The following is a 23,339-nucleotide window of genomic DNA, read 5'->3' on the forward strand; positions in this document are numbered from 1 at the left end:
GCAGCTTGCTTTTTATGGAAGATTTCGCTTCTTCCATCGCCGATAAGGAAGAAAACAAGCTGCTCCACCCAGTATCCCTATGAGGAACAGCACCCAGCCAAAACGGTAGGCGGAAGCCAGAATAACGACGGCTTTCCCGTTCCCGTTACCATTGGTAATGAATCCGGTAGTCACTCCATTGACGGACAGACGGGCTCGCTGATTTTCGCTACCCAGTCTGAACTCCCACAGTGGATTGGGTGATTCGGTCTCCCGGATCAGCACCTGCTGATGCGTTGGATTATATAGCGTAAAACTGCGTTCCATGGAATTTTCACGAGTAGCCTGAATGCTTTCCGAAGTATATGGAACCATAAAAAAGATATCCATATCCGTTCCCTCAAACAATGTAAATTGATCTACTGTAATCATCGCTTGATAAGGGATGATGGAATATTGCTTCATTTGAAATAAGCCTGACTGCTTCTTGTGCGCATGCGCTAAAATCTGAAACTGCATCATGGCGGTGCCTGCCGGAGCCTTCACAATTTGATCATAATGATTCCATTGTTCCTTATCTCTCTCCTCCACCTCATCAATATAGGAGGTTTGGAGAACCTGGGACGCTTTATTCAAAAAAATGACCTTCATATGCCGACTTCCAACTTGTTCGGATCGCGCATCCAACTGCACGGCATACTCTTGCAGCGGCTCGGCCTTCATTTTCTTGGACGCATAAATATTCCAGTCACAAGAATAACTAGGTGCGTAACGGATAGAGAGCCCTTCGTCCATGATTGATAGCTTCGTCTGGCCAGGTCGTATATCCGCTACACATCCGACATCCGTCGTGCTCAATGATTCCTTCGTATCCTCCCCCGGCATCACCGTCACTTCCTGCCCGCCCATTCGATGAATATCTCCAAAACGGCTCAATGAAGGCACCTGACTATCCAGGACAAGGGTTAAGCGATACTTTCCCTTGGTTAGGAACAGATTTTTAAATTCGACTCGGCCATAGTCGTTCAGCAGACCGGGAATCTGTATGATTTTCTTTGCAAAACCATCCTGATTGGGCACCGTTTCAATAACCTGCTTTTCGGATAAAGAGGTAGCAGGTAACCGCTTATACGACTCCTCCGTACGAATCGTTCTGGTCAGCACCTCTCCCGTCTCTTCATTCATCCACTTCATCGTTAATGACCCATGGTACCCTGCAGGTAGATTAGCCAAAATAGCTGTGGCATAGGTTCCCGTTTTTGCGACTTCCACATCCCTGCTTAACGTCCCCTTCTGATAGCTGATCCCCCGCCCCATACTAAGTCTTGGTAAAGCACGTTCCGTCTGCACATTGCCTTGGGCGTTAAAATCGTTCTCTGCCTCCAAGGTGAAAAAGAGCTTGCCCCGCTTCAATGCCTGCTCCACTGGAAAAGATAGCTGATCTAGCTGATCCACAGGCACAATCGCAAATTGATTGACCGCATTAAAGCCTTGCAGGTTATTAACCGTGACTGGAGTATCTCCTTTGGGAAAAACATGTTCTCCCAGGTCCACCCATTGAAATTGGTTTAAACCATCATCCTGAGTCTTGATACTAACCTCTTTGTCCGGCAGTGTGACTTGTAATTTCCCGCCTGCCTTATTCATAAACACTCTGGCATATACATGCGAGGTTTGAGGTTGATCCAGTTTTTTGTGCATCGTAAACGTGTTAGGCTTGCTATATTGCCCCAAATCACGCAGCTGGATATCATGAATCCACCAGTAATTTTTTTGCTGTGGACGCTGTAGGGTTAACAAATCCATTCGCATCCAATAGCTGCCGGGCGGCGACACGTATTCCCCGTAAAATTTCACACTGTCAAAATTATATCCCTCCGAAGGCGCCACGACATAGCTAACCCCCAGTTCACGCATTTGCTTATCGTAAAATCTCATTTTCACATGCATTTTGTTCGTCCCGCGACCGGAAACAGTAATTTGGAACTGATACGGATTATTTTCCTTGGCTTCCAGCAAACCCGATCTAGCGACCTGCCATATATTACTCGGGTCTCCCTTCATAATTTCGCCGTGCAGAGTTGGCACATCATTCAATTCCTCACGGGGATTAGCCTGCACACTGAACAACTGCGGGTTATCCGGCTTGAAGAAGGTTTCGGTCCGCAACATGGAATCAAAGTCCACGACCGTCTTCCCATCGATGCTGCTCATCTGATACGGGGCCACATCCAGCTTCTTACTGGCAAAGGTGACCGCAATCCCTGCATCCATTTCCATATCGAACGGAAAGTTCCGTATATTTTGGGAGGATAAATACCATAACCAATCGTTAGTCGAGGCAAAGGTTTTGGACCATTTTAAAAAGGCATTACCATCCTCAATGGCATCAAAAGGCCGTAAGTAATCCTCTGCTGGAAGCTGTGACAACAACAAGTCATTAAAGGACGCCGCTTCCACATAATCCCCTTTGTTAATCGTCTGGATGGTTTTTAGCTCAGGCTTTAACGCACTGAACAGCACTCCAAAGCGGCTAAAATCAAAACCAGGCAGATGGCTGTAGCTCTCCAGTCGGCTAAAACCGTAAGGTGTTACAATTTTACTCGCAAGGATATTCATATAGGGCGGTGTCTGATCTAGATTGAATATGGAAAATAGCCCGTTCTGGTACGTACGTTTCAGCCCAGTCTGACCTTCCAGCTGAGACAGGTGGAAATCCTGCCGCTTCTCCTGCCCCACATATTCATCATGGTAGACCAACTGATTGACCCCAAAGGTAGAGAACAGCCAGCCTAATCGGGAGCTTAATCCATTGTCCATGACATACTGCAGAAAATTCATATAGTATGTAATGCCGGGATCATTCCCCTCATGATGAAAAATCGTATTTTTAGGAGAAGAGTATACCTGAAAATCTCCGGTTGCCTTCTCGTTTGCGGTCTTCCCTTTATTCCATTTGGGCGTGGCTACTCCGTTATAGCTTTGAATCATATTGTCAGCAATCGGAAAGTATAATGCCTTGCTATCGAAACGATCTGGGTCAGTCAGCTTTTCAGCCATTTGACCATAAGCCTCCGGCACTTGTATCGGCTTGTAGTACCCCTCAATGAACTGAGTACGCAAGGGAGCAAAATATACCCCGAGGCACAAGACAACGATAATAACTGCCAGCCTTTTATATACACGCTGCAACGGGGATGATCCGAACCATTCCATAAATTGAATAACACCAAAGGTCAACAACACCCCGAAATTAAGGGCAATCAGTCCAATAAATTTGTTAGGATCACGGAAAACCGAACCAATCACAGGGGTTTTCGTAACCAAAATGACAAACCACTTGGCAATGGATGGGAACGTCGTCCCGGTAGCTGCAACCAGAAACAGCAACGTAAGTAGCGAGAAGATTAGAATGATCGGATTTTTATATGAACGTGTCACCATCGCATACCCGATCAATAGCAACAAAAATCCCCCTCCTACATAAAACATGCTAGGCAGTGAGGACAAGGAAAACATGGGCCACCAATAGCTCAGTAAATAACCCACATTATATAAACTGCTGTTGCGGCTGAACAGAGACAACGTATCCACGACGTTGATATTATGCTGAGACGCTTGAGCGTCCATCAACATGCTACCGACATATAGAGACAACCAATAAAAACTGAGCAGACCGAAAAAGACGCCAAAAATGATCCCTTTACGCAAAAAATTGCCGTATAACGGCTGCAAATAGGTGCGACCGGCCTTACGGTGGGTCCAGGTCAACTTGATCAATAGCAACATGGTGAACAAGCCCAAATAAATCATGCCGAAGAAAAAATAATGAATGGCCGCAGCACTAACAGTGAATACCGCAGCCAACAGAAACAGGTCGATCCAGTTCCGCTGATACAACTTGTGGGGATGATAGTTTTTAATTTGTTGAATTTGAAATTTGGGGTCCACCGCACTGAAAAAGAATCGCAGCATTAACGGAAACAAACTATATCCACAGAGCAAATAAATATGCTGGATGCGGAAAATAACCCACGGATTCAGCGCATAAAACAACGAGCCGACCATGATGGCAAAAATACGGGTCTTCGTAAAGCTTGGTGAATAATACACGCTGACCAATCGCTTGGCAAAGGCATACATCGAAAATGCCGAAACAAATAACAAGCCTGTAATAAACGACTTGAGCAAGACCGGGCCGCTTTCGTCAAATAAGAGTGACAGTCCATAGAAGGGCAAGATGTACAGGATACGTGGAGCATTGAACAAGGTCGAGGTAGACCATCGCTCGTTCCATACCCCGGTTATTTCCTCCAGATACCGATGAGAGGTGGCTCCAAAAGCAATGTCGCTAAACACAATTTGCCCTGGTCCATAGATGGGTGCAAGATATGCAACAATCGCAATCAGCATCAACATCATTGCCGCCATATCGTAACGGTAGCGAAATATCCATTTTTTCATGCTTGTCCCCCTCTCTTAAACTTCTCGTATATCTGTCGGTTATCTTGGCCCTATCTTCTCAAACGAACGATTGCCTGCAAGCCCTGGTCGGTATTACGCAGCTTTAAACGACCGCCTATGGTCTTCAGGTATGCATCCATATGATACAGGCTGAACGTATGCTCCTGCGAGTTTTGGGAATAGTCTGGCTGAAAATAACTCCAACGCATTTTATCATCAATCCCGCCGCCCGTGTCTTCAATGATAATAATAATTTCTCCTTCTTCCAGCCGTGAACTAACCTTGAGCACTTGAGATTGCCGTTTGGACCGCAGACCTGTTCGGCCCTTTTCCTGATCGTCAGGCTGCTCTCCACCTTGGCCCATGGCCTGCACTGCATTTTCCAGCAGCCCCTGAATCGTTTTGTACAGCATGGGTGCTTGTGCTGCAATGGATGGAACAGGCTCTTGCCGCAAGATCACTTGAATGTTCTTCATGTTCAATGAACGGTTCGCCCATTTCAGCGACTCAGACAATACTTCATTCATATCTGTAAAGCTAATTCCACTATTATCATGCATCTTCTCTTCCAGCTCATCACGCAAGCTACGGACTCCCGTCAGTAACTCTCCCAGTGAGGATTCCTGTCTGAGACGACCCTGGATGAAATTTTCATTCAACTCGCGAAAATACTCTAGCTCCTCATGGGAGGCTCCTTTTCCCTGACTGGAAGCCGCTTCAAAGCGATTTGCTAGATCATGATAAAATCCCAATAGCTTCAAATCATCGCCGCCCGTGAGACGGCCAGTCTGCTCTTGCAGCTCTTGTAGCTGCTGCTCAATCGTCTGCATTAACGGCAAATAATATGTGTCCTGCTGCTGTCGCATATCTTCATCTCGCCGTTGATCACGCACCTGATTGTTCACGATGGCATCCTTTACAATCCGTTTGCGGAACTGTACGAGCATGGCCCACAGAATGAACAATATCAGAACCATGACCATCCACAACTGTTTGCGGAAGGAGCTGATTCGCTGTGCTGTATCCTCGCTGACATCCTTAACCGATATGTAAAGGGCCTCTTCCCCAATGCGGCTGAATCCTATACCGTGCTTCTCTCTGCCATCTTCAATGACACCTGTATTGCCCTCCAGCAACCTACGGGTTACGCCCGTGATGTCCGTTCGGTTAATATCCGAAGTACTTCGGGAAGCTACGACCTTAAATTGACCGTTATAAAATAAGGTCTCATGCTGGTTAATCGGTTTACTTTTAATAATCCCGCTGAGCATATCAGCGTCAACCGTGCGCACCATAAAACCGCCTATCTGCGCTCCTTGAATCCTGCATGCTATATACTGGGCAGGCTGATGATCCTCTGTCACAAATGAGCTTACTGCACAACCATTTTGCAGCCATTTAATCTGCTGGACCGCACTTTTCATCTCACGATTGTCTCGTCCGACCATCACATGATACTGCTCATCCAGCACATAAAAGGCCCCGCTTTCACGCTTAAAACCCTCAGGATACTGGCGTGTTCCCTGATTCAGCATATCTCTGCCAAGACTGGACGACAGCTCCTTCAGTTCAGCCTGCCATGCGGCATAACGCTCGGTTATGCTGCTGGAAAGTTCCTGTACCTCATACTGGAGCTGCTCGTTCTGAATCTCCGCCAAGTGACCACTGAATTGCCGCACAACAAACCATTGAAGCACAGCGGCCAAGAACACGGTCACACCCAGAACGATCAGGTACAGAATCAGCTTTTGCCAACCTGGTTTCAACAAAGCCCATTGTTTCATGCTTCCCTGTCCCCTCCATTTTGTTCAAGACGGCTCAAAATAGCCTGCATCAGACATTCCAGCTCGTAGCTGACCAGCGGTAGCCGTGCGCATAGCAACCGGGGAGTTCGGCGTTGGAGTGCAGCAAACCTCGCTGCGGTTTCCGTTGCCCCGTCCGTCAATAGGATCAACTCGCATGTTTTTGCGATATACAAGCGACCCAGTTCTTCCTCGCTGTATTCTCGCAGATCAACAACGTAAATATCATGATGATCGTCCATATGCTGAAGTGCGCTGGAGACAGCCAGGGTCACTCCTGTATGCCGTGCTGCATGATACTGATGAAGAAGACGCATCCCTTTTTCCCAGAGGGCATGTTCAGCCGAATCAAATCGTTCACAAAAAAGACGCAACGCCCGTTCTGTATTGACATCTTTCAAAAATGCCAAAACGCTGATATTATACATGTAGTTCCTCATTTCTTACTTCCTGATTGGAGTTGCGCAGTTCTTATGACACCCCAAAACATTCTATTTGTTGACGACAGCCCTATGGTTCTGTCCCTGCTTGAACGGACCCTGACGCAAGAAGCATTCACCTTACATACCGCTCACACGCCCAAAGAAGCCTTACAAGTGCTGGAACAGCACCCTATTGATGTGGTCGTTTCCGATCTGCTCATGCCTGGTCTGGATGGGATTACCTTCCTTCGCATGATTAAGAAGGATTATCCACATATCGTACGAATCATTTTGTCTGGTCACCTGCATACGCAGTCCATTTTATCGGCGATTAATCAAGTCGGTGTATTCCGTTTTTTGACGAAACCGCTGGAACTGGATGATGATACGCTAAAAAAAATACTGTATGAGGCGCTTGAGCAGGCCAAACTCAACCGAAACAACCTACATGTAGACCAGAACGTAGCTTCCGACCTGTCAGTTTTTATAGACAGCATTTTGAATGCACCGTACCGACCCTATGTGCTGCTGAATGAACAAGATATCGTAACCGCTGTACACATTGCACTCGCTGAGCTGTATCCTGTCGGCTGCTCACTACGTCATCCTGACGGGGAAGGTATTCAGTTAACCACGCATTCATTATATATACCGTATGAGGAGTCGGAATCTTCCGATCCCGACTTGTACACGCTGGATACGCTGACCCTCGGCCATTCATCCTTACGCCTTATCCGCCTTAGCGAGATCGCCTGAGTGACGGGTGCCGCCCTTTAACACGGCGGCTACCCCAATCACAGTTAGGCATACATACATCCACAACATCCCCATCGTCAGCAACGGGTGACGGATATAGTTTTTCATATTCCCCCATGTATACAGCACCGGACGGAAGAAGTACCAACGTTCCAGCGCTTTTCGCAATCCGCCCTCTTCAGATGACATCGTACGATCCATCACCGAAAAATAGTAGGCTTTTTTACGTAATACATCGTGCAGATACACCTGTTTTTCATCATGGTATACCCGTGTAAATACCGCCCGGCGAATAACTCCGCCAGACTCTATATAACGCAAGGTCGGCTGTATTTCTTCAAAAGCAATCTGCTCCGCATTAAACCCGCCCGTCGATTCGTAAGCGCTCATTCGCCAGAAGCGTGCGGCTTCAATGGAGCGTTTTCCCAAGGTCTCACCCGCGTTATTAATCACATTTCGCTCAAAAACTTTCACTTTGGAAAAAAAATTGTTTGCTTCCGAATACGCCTCTTCCGGAACGACCAAGGCGCCAATATCCTGATGATCGTCAAAAAAGTCAATGCTCTGCTGAATCAGATGTTCGGCTAAAATCATATCGGAATCCAATACAAATATGTATTCGGCACCCAGGCGTTTCGCTTCCTCAACCGCCCTGACCCTAGCGACTCCCCGCTCCCCATGGGGAAGCTCCAATATCGTTACGGGTACTGAACTCCCTGCCGACAGCATACGAATCGTCTCAACGGTCCGGTCATTGGAGCCATCATCAGCAATTACAATATGCAGATCCTTGTAATTTTGCCCCATACAGCTTCGCAAACAAGGCTCTATCGTCCGTTCATTGTTGTACGTGGAGAAGAGAATGACCACTTTGTCCACTCTGTTCCGCCTCCTCTACCCAATCTTCCATCAACTGCTCAAACGCAGCAGCCGTATGATCAAAATGGAATCTTAACGCATATTGATACGCCCGCTCACGGATGGCCATGTAATCTTCGCCGCCCTTCGCTGCTCTTTCCATTTGTTCAGATAATCCCCGGATGTCGCCGTGAAAGCATAGATACCCGCTTTTCCCGAAATCCGTTGCATCCACCAGACCCGGTGAATTGCTGACAATGCTGGGAGTTCCAACGGCTGCCGCTTCGGTAATCGTCAACCCCCAGCCTTCACGTAAGGAAGGAAACACCAGCGCGTGGGCACGACTCATCAGCTCCAGCTTATGCTCTGCTGAAACAAATCCGTAAAAGGTAATATCGGCTTGCGATTGCCCCTGTTCATCCGGTTCTCCGTATGTTAATCCATATCGTTTCATAATCGGCAACAATTGTTCTGCCACATAGGTTTTATCGGTTTTTCCGGCAATCCATAACATAGCCTGAGGGAACTTTTCCTTGAGCTGCCCAAAGGCCTCAACAACCAGATCAATGCCTTTATATTTGACGAAGCGCCCAGCATACATGAAGGTCGGATTAGGCTCCTTCGTTAAAAATTGTTCGCGCGGCCAATGATCAAACTCAATGCCTTCCGGTAAAAGATGGACACGATCCGGGTGAAAGCCCAGCTTAAGTAGATCATATCGAGTAGACGGAGATACCGTAAGCGTCCGATCCTTACGAGCCAGCTTAAGCATCAAGGGCTCCATATGAAACCCAATAACATTTAGCGGGAATTTGGCGTTCTCAAACCATATTTCCCTTGTTAGCTGATGTATGAAAAAAATTCGCTTGGATGCCTCCACCCAAAATCGGGTAAAGAATTGATGCGTATTTGCCTGGTTAATCACATAGTCGATCTTCCCTCGATGACGACGGTAATAGCGCATCGCATAATAAATAACACTGTATATGTTCCCTTTTCGAATATACGTAATACCGTCAATAACTTCATGCTCAGGCATCCCCTCAAATTGAGGTGAAAAATGTATGAACTGGAAGCGGCCTTGCTGTGAGCGTTTAAGCATTTCGTGGGTGAAAATTTCTGCTCCCCCGCTTTTAGGTGAACGAATGTCACGCCAGGAAAGCAATAGAACTACGGTTTTACCGTCCTGTTCATGTATGGTATTCATGGGGTAAATCCCCCTTTATCTTTATTTTGAACAAATGCATATAGGCGTCTATCACAAAGTAGAGAGCCATAGCCCCGTAAATAATGAACTCAGATAGCAAAAAATCTACCGGATCTGTGTGGGCAATATGAAAGGCTACTAATAAAGCCGCGGCTCCTGTCATCAGACTGAACATAAATTTGCGTCTGCCCACCAATACGTGCACATGCACAAAAAACAGCACGATGGAAAATAGCCAGTACACCCATCCTCCCCATGGAATATAGGCCTCGGCCGATTGGTAAGAGGCTCCGAATAATATAGGAATAGAGGATGGGAACACAAAGGTCGTGCCCACATATACACAGATCGCGGCTACAGCCATTAATCCGGCATAGACGGCAATCAACTTGCCCAAAGCTTGGCGGTCATGCCCCTGCGCACCGATCTTTGGAATAAAGGCAGCAATGAGGCTATACGAAACGTAATAGACCAATTGGCTGTACTTCAGTGCAATGGCATAGCTGCTGGCCTGCTCGGGAAAGTAATGTTGTACATACAACATGTCGATGGAGATACAAAACAAAATGAATAAATTCGTCATAAGGCTGTCGGTGAAATCCTGACTCAATGATTTCCATAGCCCAGAAGGGATATGTTCTCTACCGTATGTGAATAAGGACAAGCCACGAGCCGAAACGATCCAGCCGTGGAGCAGCGACAGCAACATTCCTCCACAGCTCGCTAACAGTAGGGCTTCCAGCTTTAACCCCAGTGCAGCCAGAACAAAAAACAAGCTCAGCTTCCCTAATACCTCAATGTAATAGTTCACATTGAGTGCCAGCATGCGTTCCCTGCCTTGTAAATCTCCGCGGCACGAACTCACAAGAATATGCAGTCCGATCAGGCCATACAGCATGAACAGCGGGCCAGATTCGACGCCCAATAGCGAACGCAGTAACGGATGAAAGATGAATAAAATGATCATGGCAAGCACGGTTAGCACCAGAGGTGCTTTTAGTAATAGAGAACCGAGCGGTAAGCTTCGTAGCGCAAGCTTTTGGTCTCCCTTAGAGACCAGTTTGGCGGTTAATAGCTGAATGGATAAACCCAAAACGGATAAAAGTGCAAAAAGTGCCAGCAGCGCATTCGCCTGTCCATAAGCTTGTCCGGTAAGATACCAACTCGCTGCAATGTGGAAGAAAAAATTAAATCCGTTAAGCAGCACATTAAAGAGAGGAAACATCAACGATCGCAATCGGTTGTTCACGTTGTTATCTCACCCTCCGATCCAGTCGCCAAATATCAATGATGGAGCGCAAAAAACGAATAGAATCCTTCCAGACATGGATGTGCGATCCATCCCGGTCAATACATTTGACGGGTAATTGCAGCACACGAAGCTGGAGTCGCTTGGCAATAAACATCATTTCTAGATCCAGCGCCAGTCCGAGCTGTTCCTTTAAATGCGGAAACATCCGTTTCACTGCAACCGAACTCATCACTTTAAGCCCAGTCTGGGAATCCACCACACCTGTGGGTAAAAAAGGACGGGAAATGACCCGCTTACCAAAGCTGACGACAGATCGCAATAAAGATCGATTCTCGGCGGTCATATCCTTGGTTCCGATCACGACATCATAATAGCCCTGCTGAACAACATTAATCATTCTGGCAATATCCTCAATAAAAAAGGAGTCATCTGCGTCCACAAATACGTAGTAATCCGCACCAATGGTCCGCATCCCTTCCAGATACGTCCCTGCCTTACGTGTATTGCGTCCCAATTCCCTTGTTTGAAGCAGTGGACTAAGATTCTGATTAATCCGGTTTACGGACAAGTCCGTTGCTGCCTCCAGCGCTTTAATCAAGGCATTCGTACCATCGTGGCTGCCATCATCAATGAGATAAATCGAACCTTCAATAATGTGGCTGCGGATAAAGGCTTGCAGTCGTTCAGCAAAGGTTTTGACATGAACAAAACGTTGCTCTTCGTTATATACAGACAAGATAAATGCAATATGTTGGCTTTTGGTCGAATACTCGGGATAGAGCAAGCTTTGTATTTCCGAAAGCATTTCTTCGTTGTCATTGGCTTGCCAAAATAGCAGCCGCAAACGGCCTACTCCGATGATTTGCACCATATGCTGATCACTGAACGGAAATGTTACATCCGTCACCAATAACAATGGCATTTGCGGAAATTGGCTACGGATCTGATTAGCTTTCCGCACCGCCTGCCCCGGCTCCCTATAATCAATCAGGCAACAACATGCGTTCTCGTAGACTGAAGCTGCCTCCGTGTCCTCGCACTGTATATATTGGTAAAAACAAATCACATTGGGATAATCAATAGCCCTGTCGTTATCGCTAAAAATGGCTATAGGTCCCTGCACACAAACCTCTCCTTTTCCTCCGAATAGTTCTATTTTGTTGAAAAAGAATTAAGAATGTTTGCTTATAGGAGTTAAATTAATGTCCAAATACTTCATATTTCCTTAACAAAATAGCTGACACTCCATGATATATAAGGAGATAAGAGAAGAAAAACTGATTTTCATATTTGATAAGAACAGAGTATTTAGGCCTGATTCATTAGAACCAAAAGCATCAGGATTAGTTAGCGAATCTATATTGAAAATTAGTTCTTTTATATCATTAGAAAGAAATATATATGGTTATTTTGTCATATATAAATAGAAGAATAAAACAGATTCGCACGTCCATACTATGGACAACATGTCATCTTTCGTTATGAATAGTTATGAAAATGAAGAGAAGGAAGGTCTTTCTATGGAAGCATTTTATGTCAATCGCGATGGGTCATTATCTACTCCATTACGGGGAAAGGATGTGTTGGCAAATCCCCTGTTGAACAAAGGTGTCGCTTTTACAGAAGAAGAACGCAAAGAACTGGGTTTGGAAGGAATCCTTCCTCCAACCGTCCTTTCATTGGAGAAACAGAGCGTACGGGCATATCAGCAGTTTCTGGCACAACCCACCATGTTGCGTAAAAATGCTTCTCTCAACGACCTTCACAACCGAAATGTCGTACTCTACTACCGGCTGCTAACCGATCATTTGAGTGAAATGCTGCCCGTAGTCTATACGCCGACCGTAGGAACTGCGATTCAAGAATACAGTCACGAGTACAACCGTCCTGGGGGCGTATATTTGTCGATAGATAATCCGAACGGTATTGGACAAGCATTCTATAATTCCGGTTTGAGCGGCGAGGATGTGGACCTGATCGTCGTGACGGATTCCGAAAGTATTTTGGGGATTGGGGACTGGGGTGTCGGGGGGATTAACATTGCTATTGGCAAGCTTGCAGTGTATACGGCTGCGGCAGGCATTCATCCCGGGCGGGTGCTGCCAATTGTACTGGATGTAGGCACGAATAATGAAAAGCTGCTGAATGATCCACTGTACATCGGAAACCGCCATAAACGGGTTCGCGGAGAAGCCTATAACCAGTTTATTGATACTTTTATCAGCAAAACGTTAGCGCAATTCCCGAAGGCGCTTTTACATTGGGAAGATGTGGGTAGCGTAAATGCACGCCATATTATAGGAAAATACGGTCAAAGTATACTCACCTTCAACGATGATATACAAGGTACAGGAGCGGTGACCCTGGCTGCAATTCTTTCGGCGGTGGGTGTCACCAAGACTCCGCTGCGTGAGCAAAAAATACTTGTTTTCGGCCCAGGGGCTGCCGGGATCGGTAACGCTGATCAAATTCGGAGTGCTATGATCGAGGACGGCCTTTCCACAGATGATTCATTCAAGTCCTTTTGGGCCTTTGATTATCGCGGGCTGTTAACGGAAGATATGGAAGACGTTTTGGAGTATCAGAAACCGTATGTGCGCAAAAAGGATGAAGTCAGCTCATGGACCCGGTCGGGTGACGGCAAAATACCGCTGCTGGAGGTCATCCGTCAGGTGAAGCCTACAATATTGATTGGAACTTCCGGTGTAGCAGGTGCCTTTTCTGAAGAGATCATCAAGGAGATGGCGAAGCATGTAGAACGCCCGATCATTATGCCCATGTCCAATCCTACAAACCTTGCAGAAGCAGTACCCGAGGATTTAATTCGGTGGACCGATGGCAAAGCACTGATCGCAACCGGAAGTCCATTTGAGCCCGTCACCTATAACGGTACGAAATTTGAGATTGGACAGGCGAACAATGCCTTTGTTTTTCCGGGACTGGGTCTGGGTGCGATTGTGGTTAAAGCCAAAAGGATTACCCCTGCGATGTTTACAGCAGCAGCAGTTGCTGTTGCCAATGGTGTAGATTCGAATACGCCTGGCGGTGCGCTGCTCCCTCATATCGGAAAATTACGCGAAGTTTCGTACGTTGTTGCGGTTGCGGTAGCGAAAGCAGCGATTCAGGATCAGGTAGCTCAGGCACACATTTCAAATGTGGAACAAGCTATACGAGATGCAATGTGGAAACCGGAATATGCCAAGGTCAAAGCAGTGGAAAATGTAATTCATCACCCTCACTAAGCCCAAAACACCTAACTAGAGGAAATTTCATATTTTGCACACTATGTTTGACATAGCGTATGAACGTATGTACAGTAATAGTCAAAAGAATAGAAGTCCACTAGGGGAGCCGCTATGGCTGAGACAAGAACGTATCTTGGACCCTTTGAACCTGATCTAGTTCGTACTAGCGTAGGAAAGTGGAGCCTTCGTATATAAGGTTTCAAACGCTTTTTTGCGTATTGGGCCTATTGTTGAAGCCGCTCCCATTTTTCCGGGGCGGCTTTTTAGCGTTGTTCCGGAATTGTTTTCTTACAGGACTTCTTGCTCTTCAATTTGATGGAGGTGGGGAAATTGAGTTTTACAGAAGAACTCCGTCGGCAGGCGGACGGCATTTTTCAAGCGATTTTTGAGCACCCCTTTGTGAGAGGTATTGCTGAAGGAAGTTTGACAAGGGGACAGCTGATTCACTATGTAAAACAGGACTTTGAATATTTGAACGCCTACATGCGGATATACGGCATCGCAATCTCCAAATGCACGAATCGGGAGGATATGGCTGTATTAAATGAACAAATCTCTTTTATTCTCCACAGCGAGGTTCATCCGCATCAAAATTTCTGTGCTGTCGCAGGGGTGACCTATGAAGAGTTGCAGGGATATCCGCTCGCTCCGTCGGCTCATCACTATATCCGTCACATGCTGACGGTTGCGCATGAGGGCAACCTGGGCGAGATCTTGGCTGTGCTGCTGCCATGTATGTGGACGTATGCCGAGATTGGTCGCAGGCTGCTGGATGAAGTAAAGCCGGATGAGTCTCATCCGTTCTATGAATGGATTGGCTTCTATGGAGACCAGCTTGATGATACAACACTCAAGTTCCGAGAACGTGTAGATGCTTGGGCGGAAGACGCAACGGCTGCTGAGCGGGAGCGGATGATTGAGCATTTTATACTGAGCTGCCAGCTGGAATATAAGTTCTGGGACATGGCTTATAAGCAGGAAGAATGGCCGGTCCAGATGCAGGCAGCGGTCTTGGAATAGTCAGCCTGGCGATTCGATGTGTGAAGTACGTTTAATGCCCTGTTGAACCATCAACTATAGAGAGGATAATCATTATGAGTACATGGAAAAAAAGTTATTCGGATCTCCTGACGAAGGTACAAAACAGCAAACCCCTCGTTCACAATATGACCAATGTGGTAGTCACCAACTTTACGGCCAACGGTCTGTATGCATTGGGCGCCTCCCCGGTGATGGCCTATGCACCCGAGGAAGTAGCAGATATGGCAAAAATAGCAGGCGCCGTCGTGTTAAACATCGGTACACTGAACCGCGAACTGGTGGATGCCATGATCATTGCTGGACAATCGGCGAATGCACACGGTGTTCCGGTCCTGCTGGATCCGGTCGGTGCGGGAGCAACAAGCTTTAGAACTGAATCAGCACTGCGAATCCTGAGTGAAGTCAAAATCTCATTGGTACGGGGCAATGCAGCCGAAGTCGCACATCTTGTCGGAGAAGCGCGTGAGATTAAAGGCGTAGATGCCGGTGACAGTGCTGACAGCGGTCATGTCGATCTGGCAATTCGGGCTGTTCGAACGCTCAATACAATGGTTGTCATTACTGGAAAAGAGGACGTCATCACCGATGGAGCCGAAGCACGAATGATAAGCGGCGGAGACGCGCTCCTCACGAAGGTAACCGGAGCAGGCTGTCTGCTGACCTCTGTGTTAGGTGCCTTTGCAGCTGTTGAACCCAACCTGCTGCTCGCAGGTACAGCAGGCTTGGCATTTTACAGTGCAGCAGCTTCCCGAGCCGCAGCACGTACCGCAGAGCTAGGGCCAGGCAGCTTCCAGATTGCCTTTCTCGACGAGCTTGCCAAACTACATACTGGTTCGCTAGAGGGGCATGTCACGATCCGTGAAGCTGGAACAACTACAGCAGGTGGTGCGCGATGACAGACACTCGTGTACCCAGAGCACTGACGATTGCCGGCTCGGACAGTGGCGGCGGGGCCGGAATTCAAGCCGATCTCAAAACCTTTCAAGAGCTTGGCGTATACGGCATGTCAGCTATTACGGCCATTACTGTACAGAACACCTTGGGGGTTCACGGCGTATATCCACTGCCACAGGAAGCAACAGCGGAACAGATCGAAGCTGTAGGATCAGACATCGGAGTGGATGCCCTGAAGACTGGCATGCTGTTTAATGCGGGCATCATCCGTCTTGTGAGCGAGCAGATCCGAAAGTTCGGCTGGAAAAAAGTCGTCGTCGATCCCGTGATGATTGCGAAGGGGGGCGCTGAACTGCTGCAATTGGAAGCGGTGCAGGCTTTGAAGGACGAACTGCTCCCCTTGGCCCTGGTCGTTACACCGAATATCCCGGAGGCGGAAGCCCTGACAGGGATCAGTATCCATACGATGGAGGATCGCCGCGAGGCTGCGAGACATATTAGCAGTATGGGACCAAAATTCGTTGTGATCAAAGGTGGCCACGCTGACGAGAGCGAGAGCAGCGGACAGATTGTTGACCTGCTTTTTGACGGAACCTCCTTTACAGAGCTGAGCGGCAAGCGAGTACGGACTGTCCATACACACGGAACAGGGTGCACCTTCTCGGCAGCGATTACCGCGGAATTAGGGAAAGGGATATCTGTAACGAAGGCTATCTCGAATGGTAAAGCCTTCATCCAGGCAGCGATTGAGGAACCTTTGCAGCTTGGACAGGGACATGGTCCCACCAATCATTGGGCCTTCCGCCGTCGTCAGGAGATGCTTCTATGAGCGGCAGAATATTGTCAGAGGTGGTGCGCCGCCAGCTTCAAATGTACCTGGTGCTTGGAAGCGTGAATTGCTTCGCGGAACCAGACTGGGTCGTGCAGGAGGCTCTGGCTGGCGGGGCAACCATGGTCCAGTTCCGGGAAAAGGGTCTCGGCGCGTTAACTGGCGTTCCAATGTTCGAACTTGCGCGCCAGCTACAGGAACTGTGCCGTCACGCTGGTGTCCCCTTCATCATCAATGACGATGTGGAGTTGGCTCTTGAGCTCGACGCCGACGGTGTTCACATCGGTCAGGACGATGAATCCGCCGATTCCGTCCGCGAGCGAATCGGAAATCGAATTCTCGGCGTCTCCGCCCATACCATTGAGGAAGCACGTCGAGCCATCCTGCAAGGTGCTGATTATCTCGGCGTCGGACCAATCTATCCCACCATCTCGAAAGATGATGCCCATGCCGTACAGGGACCGGCAATTTTATATGAGATGCGTAAAGCGGGAATTGATGTGCCGATTGTTGGGATCGGAGGTATTACAGTGGACCGTGTTGAGGAAGTCGCACGTGCAGGTGCAGATGGTGTGGCGGTGATCTCAGCCGTGACACAGACAGAGCAGGTTAGAGGCGCGGTCAAGGAATTAAAGAAAAATATGGTCTCATTTCTCAATGATCCGATCTACATGTTTGATATTGATTCAACAGATCATCCAGCTTTTTAGATTGTTCTATTACTTTGGGATGTGTTAAAAATCCATACTTTTTCTGGACCTGGTACAGTTTCTTCCTAGCCCTTTCGACACAAAGTAAAGTCACACTTTGATTCATCAGCATGATCCCTCCTATATGTCATATTTTATAACAAAAAGACGTTTTTTGGATTTTCAAATGATGCGCCTAACAAAAAAAGAACATCCCAAAAGTTTGCATAAACAGCGAAGCCCCAAAATCCACGTAAAAAAGCCTCCGTCTCCACTAATAAAGCGGGACCGAGGCTCTTTTTCATAAAAAGATTCAATAAATATTAGAACATACAACCTAACCGTTTTAAGCACCTCCAATTTGTACTTGAGGCGTTATTCTTTGATTTTGGTTATGCGACTGAACAGGCGTTACTAAAATAAACAAGAAGCTAGCTGCGATGACCAGCAGAATCATTTTTTTCAACATTGTCTAACCACACCTTTTCTAATAGTTTGAAATACTCTTCCCTTGTTTCGGGAAGCGCATGTGCTTGGAAATGTGCAAAAAGCCCCGTACAGTTTATAAAATAAGTCTCATTATTTAGTATGTGGGCTTTTACCAATGCATATATTAAGTGTTTAAAGCCATCATTGTACATTCCCCGTCTTAAATAGTAATAAGCCAGCTCGTAACCAAACCATGCAAAATAATCTGGCATCACTTGTTGGGTGTACATATCAGTAGATTGTGATAGCAGAGCAAAAGAATTAATCTCCACTGCAAAACGTGAAAGGACATCATTGATATCTATTGCATATCGGTTAGCAGCTATCATAACGTTCAGCAACTTGGATAGCTTTTCATTCTCGGTAGTGATTGATGTGGATGCAATATATTCAACATAATGAGGAAGCACATTCGTATCTCCAGATAGGAGTTTATTTACATAAGTATTACCTTCTGCCCAATGCTTGAACAAGTTGACCCAGTGTTGAGTTTTCTGGTCTGTCTCGATCACCCAATCTAAATTTGCGTAGGCATTTGTAAATTGTAATGCTTGCTGATAATCGCCTTGGGCTTCACAGACACTCGCACACAGTAAATCAGCATAGGTAATGTACACAAACATCGGACGACTCAGCCTCTTTTCAGACTCCTCCCACTCTCGCTTTTTCTGTTGATGTTTCAAAGAATATTGGATCTCCGCTTTGGCTCTCATTTTTCGAGCAGTTGCATCGAGCTTGTCCCATTCACGCAGAGAACGATACACATTCGCCAAATCTTTTAACGCATCGAGTTGATCTATTTCATTCAGACGTTCGACAAAGGGTTCAAATCGTGTAGCCGCCTTGAGATTTCGGATCTGATTGTTACCCACCTGAATGGTAAACAGACGATACTGACAGACAGCCAAACGTTCAGAATGCTGGTACTTCTCGCCTTCCGCAATCCCTTCGTAGAGCAACAATGCAGCATTGTGCTGACCTTGTGCGAATAATTTTTCTGCTGCATCAAATAACTTTGGGGAATATAGAAGGTTGTCCATAATATGTCCCACTACAAGCTGGATAGCATCCAACTTGTCCAGTTCCGCACAGCGAAACAACAACGGCTCAATTCGCCTCCAATCCGGGGAACGCTCAATGATGTAGTTATCTATGTATAGTTCGTAAAAAAAACCTTCTGGTAGTCCCATAGCCCAAGTGATTCGATCTAGCTGATGTATAGCAACAGGACGATGCTTGGCAATCCAATTATTAAGTGTTCTTTGATGAACACCTGAATGTTCGGCAAATTGTGCCAGCGTCAAATTGTTTTCCCCTAAATAATCCTCTAACTTCGCCAAAATCGTAGGTGTATGTCCCAAGTCATAACCACCCTTCATACAAAAAATCCAAATTTTATACTTTCACCTCAAATTATTCACCAAGTTTTAACATGTGTCAACATTTTTCTTCCATTATTCCTACTATATAAACTTGAATATGGTAATTAATAACCACTAACAAGAAGTCTCTTTTGGAATCAGGTGGTCGCTCGCTCTACTAATTTGAATTCCAGATGATGTATCGTTTCATCCAGCCCTTCGAGGGCATTTCGAATCATAATGAACGCATTCTCAGCTTGCTTGTCTATCGGGTAATGAATCGTAGTTAAATCAAGCAAATGCGAGATTTCGGTGTTATCAAAGCCTACGACTGCAAAATCACTCGGTACAGAAACACCTAGCCTACGCGCTTCAGTCAAAAGACCTGCTGCCAAATAATCGGTAGAACAGGCAAAGGCGTCCGGCCTATCTGTTTGTGCTCGTTCTGCCCACCAATGAGCTATTTGTTCACCAGCTTCTATTGAATTTAAATCATAAAAATGCGGGAAGGCCTCAGCATCCAAATCATATTTTTCGCAAAAGTCATGATAAGCTCGAATGCGTTCTTTTGTATTCAACCCCCGCATGCTGCCGTATACATTAACAATTTTCCGATATCCTCGGGCGTACAAATGTTCCAATGCCAGCGTATAGCCCTGATACTGATCCATAAATACAGACGGGATTGCCTCAATGTTTACACGCTGCCAGGTCACAATCGGACCATATTTTGTATAATGCTCAATCACACTCCACTCATTGACGCGAATCATACAGACCAAGGCGTCCAGTTGCTTTCTCCGCAACATTTCCAGCGCTTCAAGCTCCTGTTCCTTCTCCCCATTGGTAATAAACAGCGCTATATTAAAGCCATGCTCCTGGGCATACATTGTAAATCCGCGCACAAATAAACCCAATGAATCATTAAAAGAAAGTGAAATAATCCCTATGAGCTTGGTCATCCCTTTTTTTAAAGATACCGCATTGAGATTAGGAACATAATCCAGTCGATCTATGACCTCCTGCACACGCTGTCTTGTCGGTTCACTTACGTACGGATGGTTGTTAATGACACGGGACACCGTAGCCGAGGATACCCCCGCCAGCTTTGCAATTTCATGAATATTCGCCATTTTTTTCACCTCGTTCTTTCTATTTTAGCATGTTCGTGTTTAGCATGTTCGTAGTGCCCGCCCTATAATTGTCACCTTCCCAAAATAAGTTTTTTAAAAGCGCTTGACCTGTAATGCATTACAGGGATTACAGTGAGTTTGTGCTTAAGAAAGCGGTTTACAAAACATACTTAGGAGGCACTAACTATGAAAAAAGGCATAAAGATTGCAACCATTGGCGGAGGCTCTAGCTATACACCAGAACTAGTAGAAGGCTTCATCAAACGTTATGCAGAGCTTCCCATTCGGGAATTATGGCTGGTAGATATTGAGGCAGGTCGTGAAAAACTGGAGATCGTAGGCGCCATGGCCAAACGGATGGTAAAGGCCGCAGGCATTGATTGTGAGGTACATTTGACCCTGGATCGCCGGGAAGCGTTGAAGGACGCCGATTTTGTAACGACCCAATTTCGGGTAGGCTTGCTGGAAGCCCGGATTAAGGATGAAAGTATTCCGTTAAAACATGGCATGATCGGTCAGGAGACCAATGGTGCCGGAGGAATGTTCAAGGCGTTTCGCACCATACCCGTTATCCTCAGTATCGTCGAAGATATGAAAGAACTATGTCCGAATGCATGGTTAATTAATTTTACCAACCCTGCGGGTATGGTCACCGAAGCCGTGCTTCGTTATGGTCAGTGGGATAAAGTCATCGGATTATGTAATGTTCCAATCGGCGCGATCAAGAGTGCATCAGCTGTGCTGGACAAACCGGAAGAAGAGCTGTTCTTTAAATTTGCAGGAATTAACCACCTTCATTGGCACAAGATTTATGACAAAACAGGGGCCGAATTAACAGAGCAAGTTATTGAAGGACTGTACGCTCCGGGTGCAAAGCCAGAGAAAGTCGTTGAAAATATTAAGAACATGCGCTTCCTGTATGATCAAGTTCGTCAATTGAAAATGCTGCCTTGTCCTTACCATCGGTATTACTATATGACGGATAACATGCTCAAGGAAGAATTAGAGGAAGCCAAAAACGAAGGAACTCGGGGCCAAGTGGTCAAACGTCTGGAAGAAAGTCTGTTCGAACTGTATAAAGATCCGAATTTGGATTACAAACCAGAGGAGCTATCCAAACGCGGTGGTGCGCATTACAGCGATGCAGCCTGTGAGATCATTAATTCCATTTATAACAACAAAGGCACATTGATGGTGGTTAGTACACGTAACAATGGTGCGATTGATGATGTTCCTTATGATAGCGCCATCGAAGTGACCAGTGTCATTCGCGCCCATGGTGCCGAACCTGTCAACTTTGGCAAATTCCCACCTGCACAGCGGGGCTTGCTACAAGTGATGAAGGCAATGGAAGAGCTGACGATTGAAGCGGCAGTCACCGGTGACTATGCAACAGCACTGCAAGCCTTCACCCTGAATCCGCTCGTGCCAAGCGGGGATATTGCTCAAACCGTGCTGGATGAATTACTGGAAGCACATAAAGAGCATCTACCTCAATTCTTTGCTCATAAGGAGAAGGCGACGGTATAAAGCTAGCAGCAATCATCCTGCTGGAACACAAAAAAGCTTCCTACATGTAGGAAGCTTTTTGCTATACGTCCCAGGAGTACTTGCTGGGACGTTGGTGTTATTGGGTTTGTACTTGGCTTGACCATCCGTCATTAAGCTTATTGATAAATTTGTTAGACTTTTTTAAAGTATCATCTCCGTTGAAAAAGCAATAACCGCTTTCCCCGTAATTTGAACTAATACGGGTTTTCCCTGTTCCTTTTTCACATGGACATGCATTGTTCCCTCCCTTTTGATTGCCTCACCTTGTAAAATATCAAAATCAAAAGACTGCTCATTCTCATTTTGCAAAATGTTATAGTGTACCAAATAGGCTCCAAGCGGTCCGTTTGCATTTCCTGTCACCGGGTCTTCAGCTATTCCAATTGCAGGAGCAAACATTCTTCCGTGAACCAATATATCCTCTTGTGGATTTAATGTGAAAACATAATATCCATTACATCCAATATGCTTGCTGATTTCTGTAAGCTTCTGCAAATCAGGTTTTAAACTATGTAGTATTTCATTGGAGTAAATCGGAACCATTACCTTAGAATGACCTGTTGAAGATATTGCAACTGGATATTCCATGCAAATATCTTTACAAGAAATACCTAACGCATTTGCAATCTGACTTCTTATTTCATCATTTAAAGGCTCTGATACAGAAGGTTCTCCCTGTGTCATTACAATAGAATAGTCATCTTCATACTTTATAACATCAACAGGCAATATACCTGCTTTTGTTTTTTGAATAATTCTTCCAGTTTCAGCTTTTCTCTCAATTGCATAGATATAATGTGCTGCTACTGTTGCATGACCACAAATTGGAACCTCTGTTGTTGGAGTAAAGAATCTTACTTCAACATCATAATTTGAAGAATCTGTTTCAAAAATAAATGCAGTTTCCGAATTATTTAATTCTCTTGCAATTCTCTGCATCTGCTCATCTGTAAGTCCATTTGCATTTGGAACAACCCCAGCAGGGTTACCATGAAATTTATTTTTTGTAAATGAGTCTACTTGATATATTCTATATTTTTTCATAATTTCGCCTCTATAAATACTAGTTTGTCTGTCTGTTAAATTCGATATTAACATACTTTTTAGGCAGTTTCACTTAAATTAAAAGATATAATATGGCCCTTTAATGAAAACGAACTGATCCTTATTATAGAATCGCGCTCTTTTATGGAAGATTGTTATTAAACTAAAGCCGCAGTTAGCTGAAATGGTCTTCTCAATCCTTATCTAAAAGTGGAATAAATCTTTTATGATTATAGATACTTTTAGATTCTGCCACGCCTGTTGAATAACCAAAATAAGTAACTCAATTCATGAAACAAGAGGTGCACTGAAGAAGAACGCGC

At 45.9% G+C, this 23,339-nt stretch carries 18 protein-coding genes and 1 riboswitch; of the genes, 7 read left to right on the plus strand and 11 right to left on the minus strand.

Annotation, left to right across the window (positions count from 1 at the left end; genetic code table 11):
• Positions 1 to 12 precede the first annotated feature (12 nt).
• The 3 genes from T3H97_RS20010 to T3H97_RS20020 are packed head-to-tail and all read right to left on the minus strand — an operon-like array spanning position 13 to position 6,673.
• The gene (locus tag T3H97_RS20010; protein ID WP_328800661.1) at positions 13 to 4,443 is read right to left on the minus strand and encodes a hypothetical protein; all 4,431 of its coding nucleotides are present in this window, start codon (positions 4,441 to 4,443) and stop codon (positions 13 to 15) included.
• Between the two features lie 50 nt (positions 4,444 to 4,493).
• The gene (locus T3H97_RS20015) at positions 4,494 to 6,227 is read right to left on the minus strand and encodes an ATP-binding protein (RefSeq protein ID WP_328800662.1); all 1,734 of its coding nucleotides are present in this window, start codon (positions 6,225 to 6,227) and stop codon (positions 4,494 to 4,496) included.
• Positions 6,224 to 6,673: a hypothetical protein gene (locus T3H97_RS20020; RefSeq protein ID WP_328800663.1), complete on the minus strand. Its 450-nt coding sequence runs from the start codon at positions 6,671 to 6,673 to the stop codon at positions 6,224 to 6,226. Before T3H97_RS20020 ends, T3H97_RS20015 begins: the two co-directional genes overlap by 4 nt.
• Positions 6,674 to 6,718: 45 nt before the next feature.
• Here T3H97_RS20020 and T3H97_RS20025 point away from each other — a divergent pair, with 45 nt between their 5' ends.
• Positions 6,719 to 7,423, plus strand: coding sequence for a response regulator (locus T3H97_RS20025; protein WP_328800664.1), 705 nt, complete (start codon positions 6,719 to 6,721; stop codon positions 7,421 to 7,423).
• Here T3H97_RS20025 and T3H97_RS20030 read toward each other — a convergent pair.
• The 4 genes from T3H97_RS20030 to T3H97_RS20045 are packed head-to-tail and all read right to left on the minus strand — an operon-like array spanning position 7,391 to position 11,863.
• Positions 7,391 to 8,302 (minus strand): glycosyltransferase family 2 protein, encoded by a 912-nt coding sequence (locus T3H97_RS20030; RefSeq protein WP_328800665.1) that lies wholly within the window; start codon positions 8,300 to 8,302, stop codon positions 7,391 to 7,393. The genes T3H97_RS20025 and T3H97_RS20030 overlap by 33 nt on opposite strands.
• Positions 8,262 to 9,488, minus strand: coding sequence for a glycosyltransferase family 4 protein (locus tag T3H97_RS20035; RefSeq protein ID WP_328800666.1), 1,227 nt, complete (start codon positions 9,486 to 9,488; stop codon positions 8,262 to 8,264). The genes T3H97_RS20030 and T3H97_RS20035 overlap by 41 nt, the downstream gene beginning before the upstream one ends.
• Positions 9,472 to 10,737 carry a polysaccharide biosynthesis protein gene (locus T3H97_RS20040; protein ID WP_328800667.1) on the minus strand — a complete coding sequence of 422 codons (1,266 nt, stop codon included), beginning with the start codon at positions 10,735 to 10,737 and terminating at the stop codon, positions 9,472 to 9,474. Before T3H97_RS20040 ends, T3H97_RS20035 begins: the two co-directional genes overlap by 17 nt.
• 4 nt (positions 10,738 to 10,741) lie before the next feature.
• Positions 10,742 to 11,863: a glycosyltransferase gene (locus T3H97_RS20045; RefSeq protein ID WP_328800668.1), complete on the minus strand. Its 1,122-nt coding sequence runs from the start codon at positions 11,861 to 11,863 to the stop codon at positions 10,742 to 10,744.
• 397 nt (positions 11,864 to 12,260) lie between these two features.
• Between T3H97_RS20045 and T3H97_RS20050 the strand changes: the two genes are divergently transcribed.
• From T3H97_RS20050 to thiE, 5 genes are all read left to right on the plus strand, one after another.
• Positions 12,261 to 13,982, plus strand: coding sequence for an NAD-dependent malic enzyme (locus T3H97_RS20050; protein WP_328800669.1), 1,722 nt, complete (start codon positions 12,261 to 12,263; stop codon positions 13,980 to 13,982).
• A 92-nt stretch (positions 13,983 to 14,074) separates the two neighbouring features.
• A riboswitch (TPP riboswitch) is annotated at positions 14,075 to 14,177 on the plus strand.
• Positions 14,178 to 14,315: 138 nt separating this feature from the next.
• Positions 14,316 to 15,005, plus strand: a complete 690-nt coding sequence (gene tenA, locus T3H97_RS20055) for a thiaminase II (RefSeq protein ID WP_328800670.1) — start codon at positions 14,316 to 14,318, stop codon at positions 15,003 to 15,005.
• Positions 15,006 to 15,079: 74 nt separating this feature from the next.
• Positions 15,080 to 15,922 (plus strand): hydroxyethylthiazole kinase, encoded by an 843-nt coding sequence (gene thiM, locus T3H97_RS20060; RefSeq protein ID WP_328800671.1) that lies wholly within the window; start codon positions 15,080 to 15,082, stop codon positions 15,920 to 15,922.
• Positions 15,919 to 16,749 carry a bifunctional hydroxymethylpyrimidine kinase/phosphomethylpyrimidine kinase gene (thiD, locus tag T3H97_RS20065; protein ID WP_025720390.1) on the plus strand — a complete coding sequence of 277 codons (831 nt, stop codon included), beginning with the start codon at positions 15,919 to 15,921 and terminating at the stop codon, positions 16,747 to 16,749. Before thiM ends, thiD begins: the two co-directional genes overlap by 4 nt.
• Entirely contained in the window at positions 16,746 to 17,459 is a 714-nt protein-coding gene (thiE, locus tag T3H97_RS20070; RefSeq protein ID WP_025720392.1) for a thiamine phosphate synthase, read from the plus strand. The genes thiD and thiE overlap by 4 nt, the downstream gene beginning before the upstream one ends.
• Here thiE and T3H97_RS20075 read toward each other — a convergent pair.
• The 3 genes from T3H97_RS20075 to T3H97_RS20085 all read right to left on the minus strand — a co-directional run bounded on the left by T3H97_RS20075 (position 17,404) and on the right by T3H97_RS20085 (position 20,421).
• Positions 17,404 to 17,571, minus strand: a complete 168-nt coding sequence (locus tag T3H97_RS20075; RefSeq protein WP_080682975.1) for an aspartyl-phosphate phosphatase Spo0E family protein — start codon at positions 17,569 to 17,571, stop codon at positions 17,404 to 17,406. The two genes, thiE and T3H97_RS20075, sit on opposite strands and share 56 nt — an antisense overlap.
• A gap of 298 nt (positions 17,572 to 17,869) precedes the next feature.
• Positions 17,870 to 19,288 carry a helix-turn-helix domain-containing protein gene (locus T3H97_RS20080; protein WP_328800672.1) on the minus strand — a complete coding sequence of 473 codons (1,419 nt, stop codon included), beginning with the start codon at positions 19,286 to 19,288 and terminating at the stop codon, positions 17,870 to 17,872.
• 158 nt (positions 19,289 to 19,446) lie between these two features.
• A complete protein-coding gene (locus T3H97_RS20085; protein WP_328800673.1) occupies positions 19,447 to 20,421 on the minus strand; it encodes a LacI family DNA-binding transcriptional regulator in 975 nt (324 codons plus the stop codon).
• A gap of 186 nt (positions 20,422 to 20,607) precedes the next feature.
• Here T3H97_RS20085 and T3H97_RS20090 point away from each other — a divergent pair, with 186 nt between their 5' ends.
• Entirely contained in the window at positions 20,608 to 21,951 is a 1,344-nt protein-coding gene (locus tag T3H97_RS20090; RefSeq protein ID WP_254329154.1) for a 6-phospho-beta-glucosidase, read from the plus strand.
• A gap of 162 nt (positions 21,952 to 22,113) precedes the next feature.
• On the opposite strand, the gene T3H97_RS20095 is transcribed toward T3H97_RS20090, so the two are convergent.
• On the minus strand, positions 22,114 to 23,016 hold the full coding sequence (locus T3H97_RS20095; protein WP_328800674.1) for a PhzF family isomerase: 903 nt from the start codon (positions 23,014 to 23,016) through the stop codon (positions 22,114 to 22,116).
• Positions 23,017 to 23,339 lie beyond the last annotated feature (323 nt).

The sequence above is a fragment of the Paenibacillus sp. LX16 genome, from assembly GCF_036252815.1.
GTDB lineage: Bacteria > Bacillota > Bacilli > Paenibacillales > Paenibacillaceae > Paenibacillus > Paenibacillus polymyxa_B.

Bases quoted from the DNA above. Each gene is read 5' to 3' on its own strand.
- T3H97_RS20020 (WP_328800663.1), bottom strand. From the start codon at position 6,673: ATGTATAATATCAGCGTTTTGGCATTTTTGAAAGATGTCAATACAGAA.
- T3H97_RS20050 (WP_328800669.1), top strand. From the start codon at position 12,261: ATGGAAGCATTTTATGTCAATCGCGATGGGTCATTATCTACTCCATTA.
- T3H97_RS20085 (WP_328800673.1), bottom strand. From the start codon at position 20,421: ATGGCGAATATTCATGAAATTGCAAAGCTGGCGGGGGTATCCTCGGCT.
- T3H97_RS20015 (WP_328800662.1), bottom strand. From the start codon at position 6,227: ATGAAACAATGGGCTTTGTTGAAACCAGGTTGGCAAAAGCTGATTCTG.
- T3H97_RS20010 (WP_328800661.1), bottom strand. From the start codon at position 4,443: ATGAAAAAATGGATATTTCGCTACCGTTACGATATGGCGGCAATGATG.
- T3H97_RS20025 (WP_328800664.1), top strand. From the start codon at position 6,719: ATGACACCCCAAAACATTCTATTTGTTGACGACAGCCCTATGGTTCTG.
- T3H97_RS20095 (WP_328800674.1), bottom strand. From the start codon at position 23,016: ATGAAAAAATATAGAATATATCAAGTAGACTCATTTACAAAAAATAAA.
- T3H97_RS20090 (WP_254329154.1), top strand. From the start codon at position 20,608: ATGAAAAAAGGCATAAAGATTGCAACCATTGGCGGAGGCTCTAGCTAT.
- thiE (WP_025720392.1), top strand. From the start codon at position 16,746: ATGAGCGGCAGAATATTGTCAGAGGTGGTGCGCCGCCAGCTTCAAATG.
- T3H97_RS20075 (WP_080682975.1), bottom strand. From the start codon at position 17,571: ATGCTGATGAATCAAAGTGTGACTTTACTTTGTGTCGAAAGGGCTAGG.
- T3H97_RS20035 (WP_328800666.1), bottom strand. From the start codon at position 9,488: ATGAATACCATACATGAACAGGACGGTAAAACCGTAGTTCTATTGCTT.
- thiM (WP_328800671.1), top strand. From the start codon at position 15,080: ATGAGTACATGGAAAAAAAGTTATTCGGATCTCCTGACGAAGGTACAA.
- thiD (WP_025720390.1), top strand. From the start codon at position 15,919: ATGACAGACACTCGTGTACCCAGAGCACTGACGATTGCCGGCTCGGAC.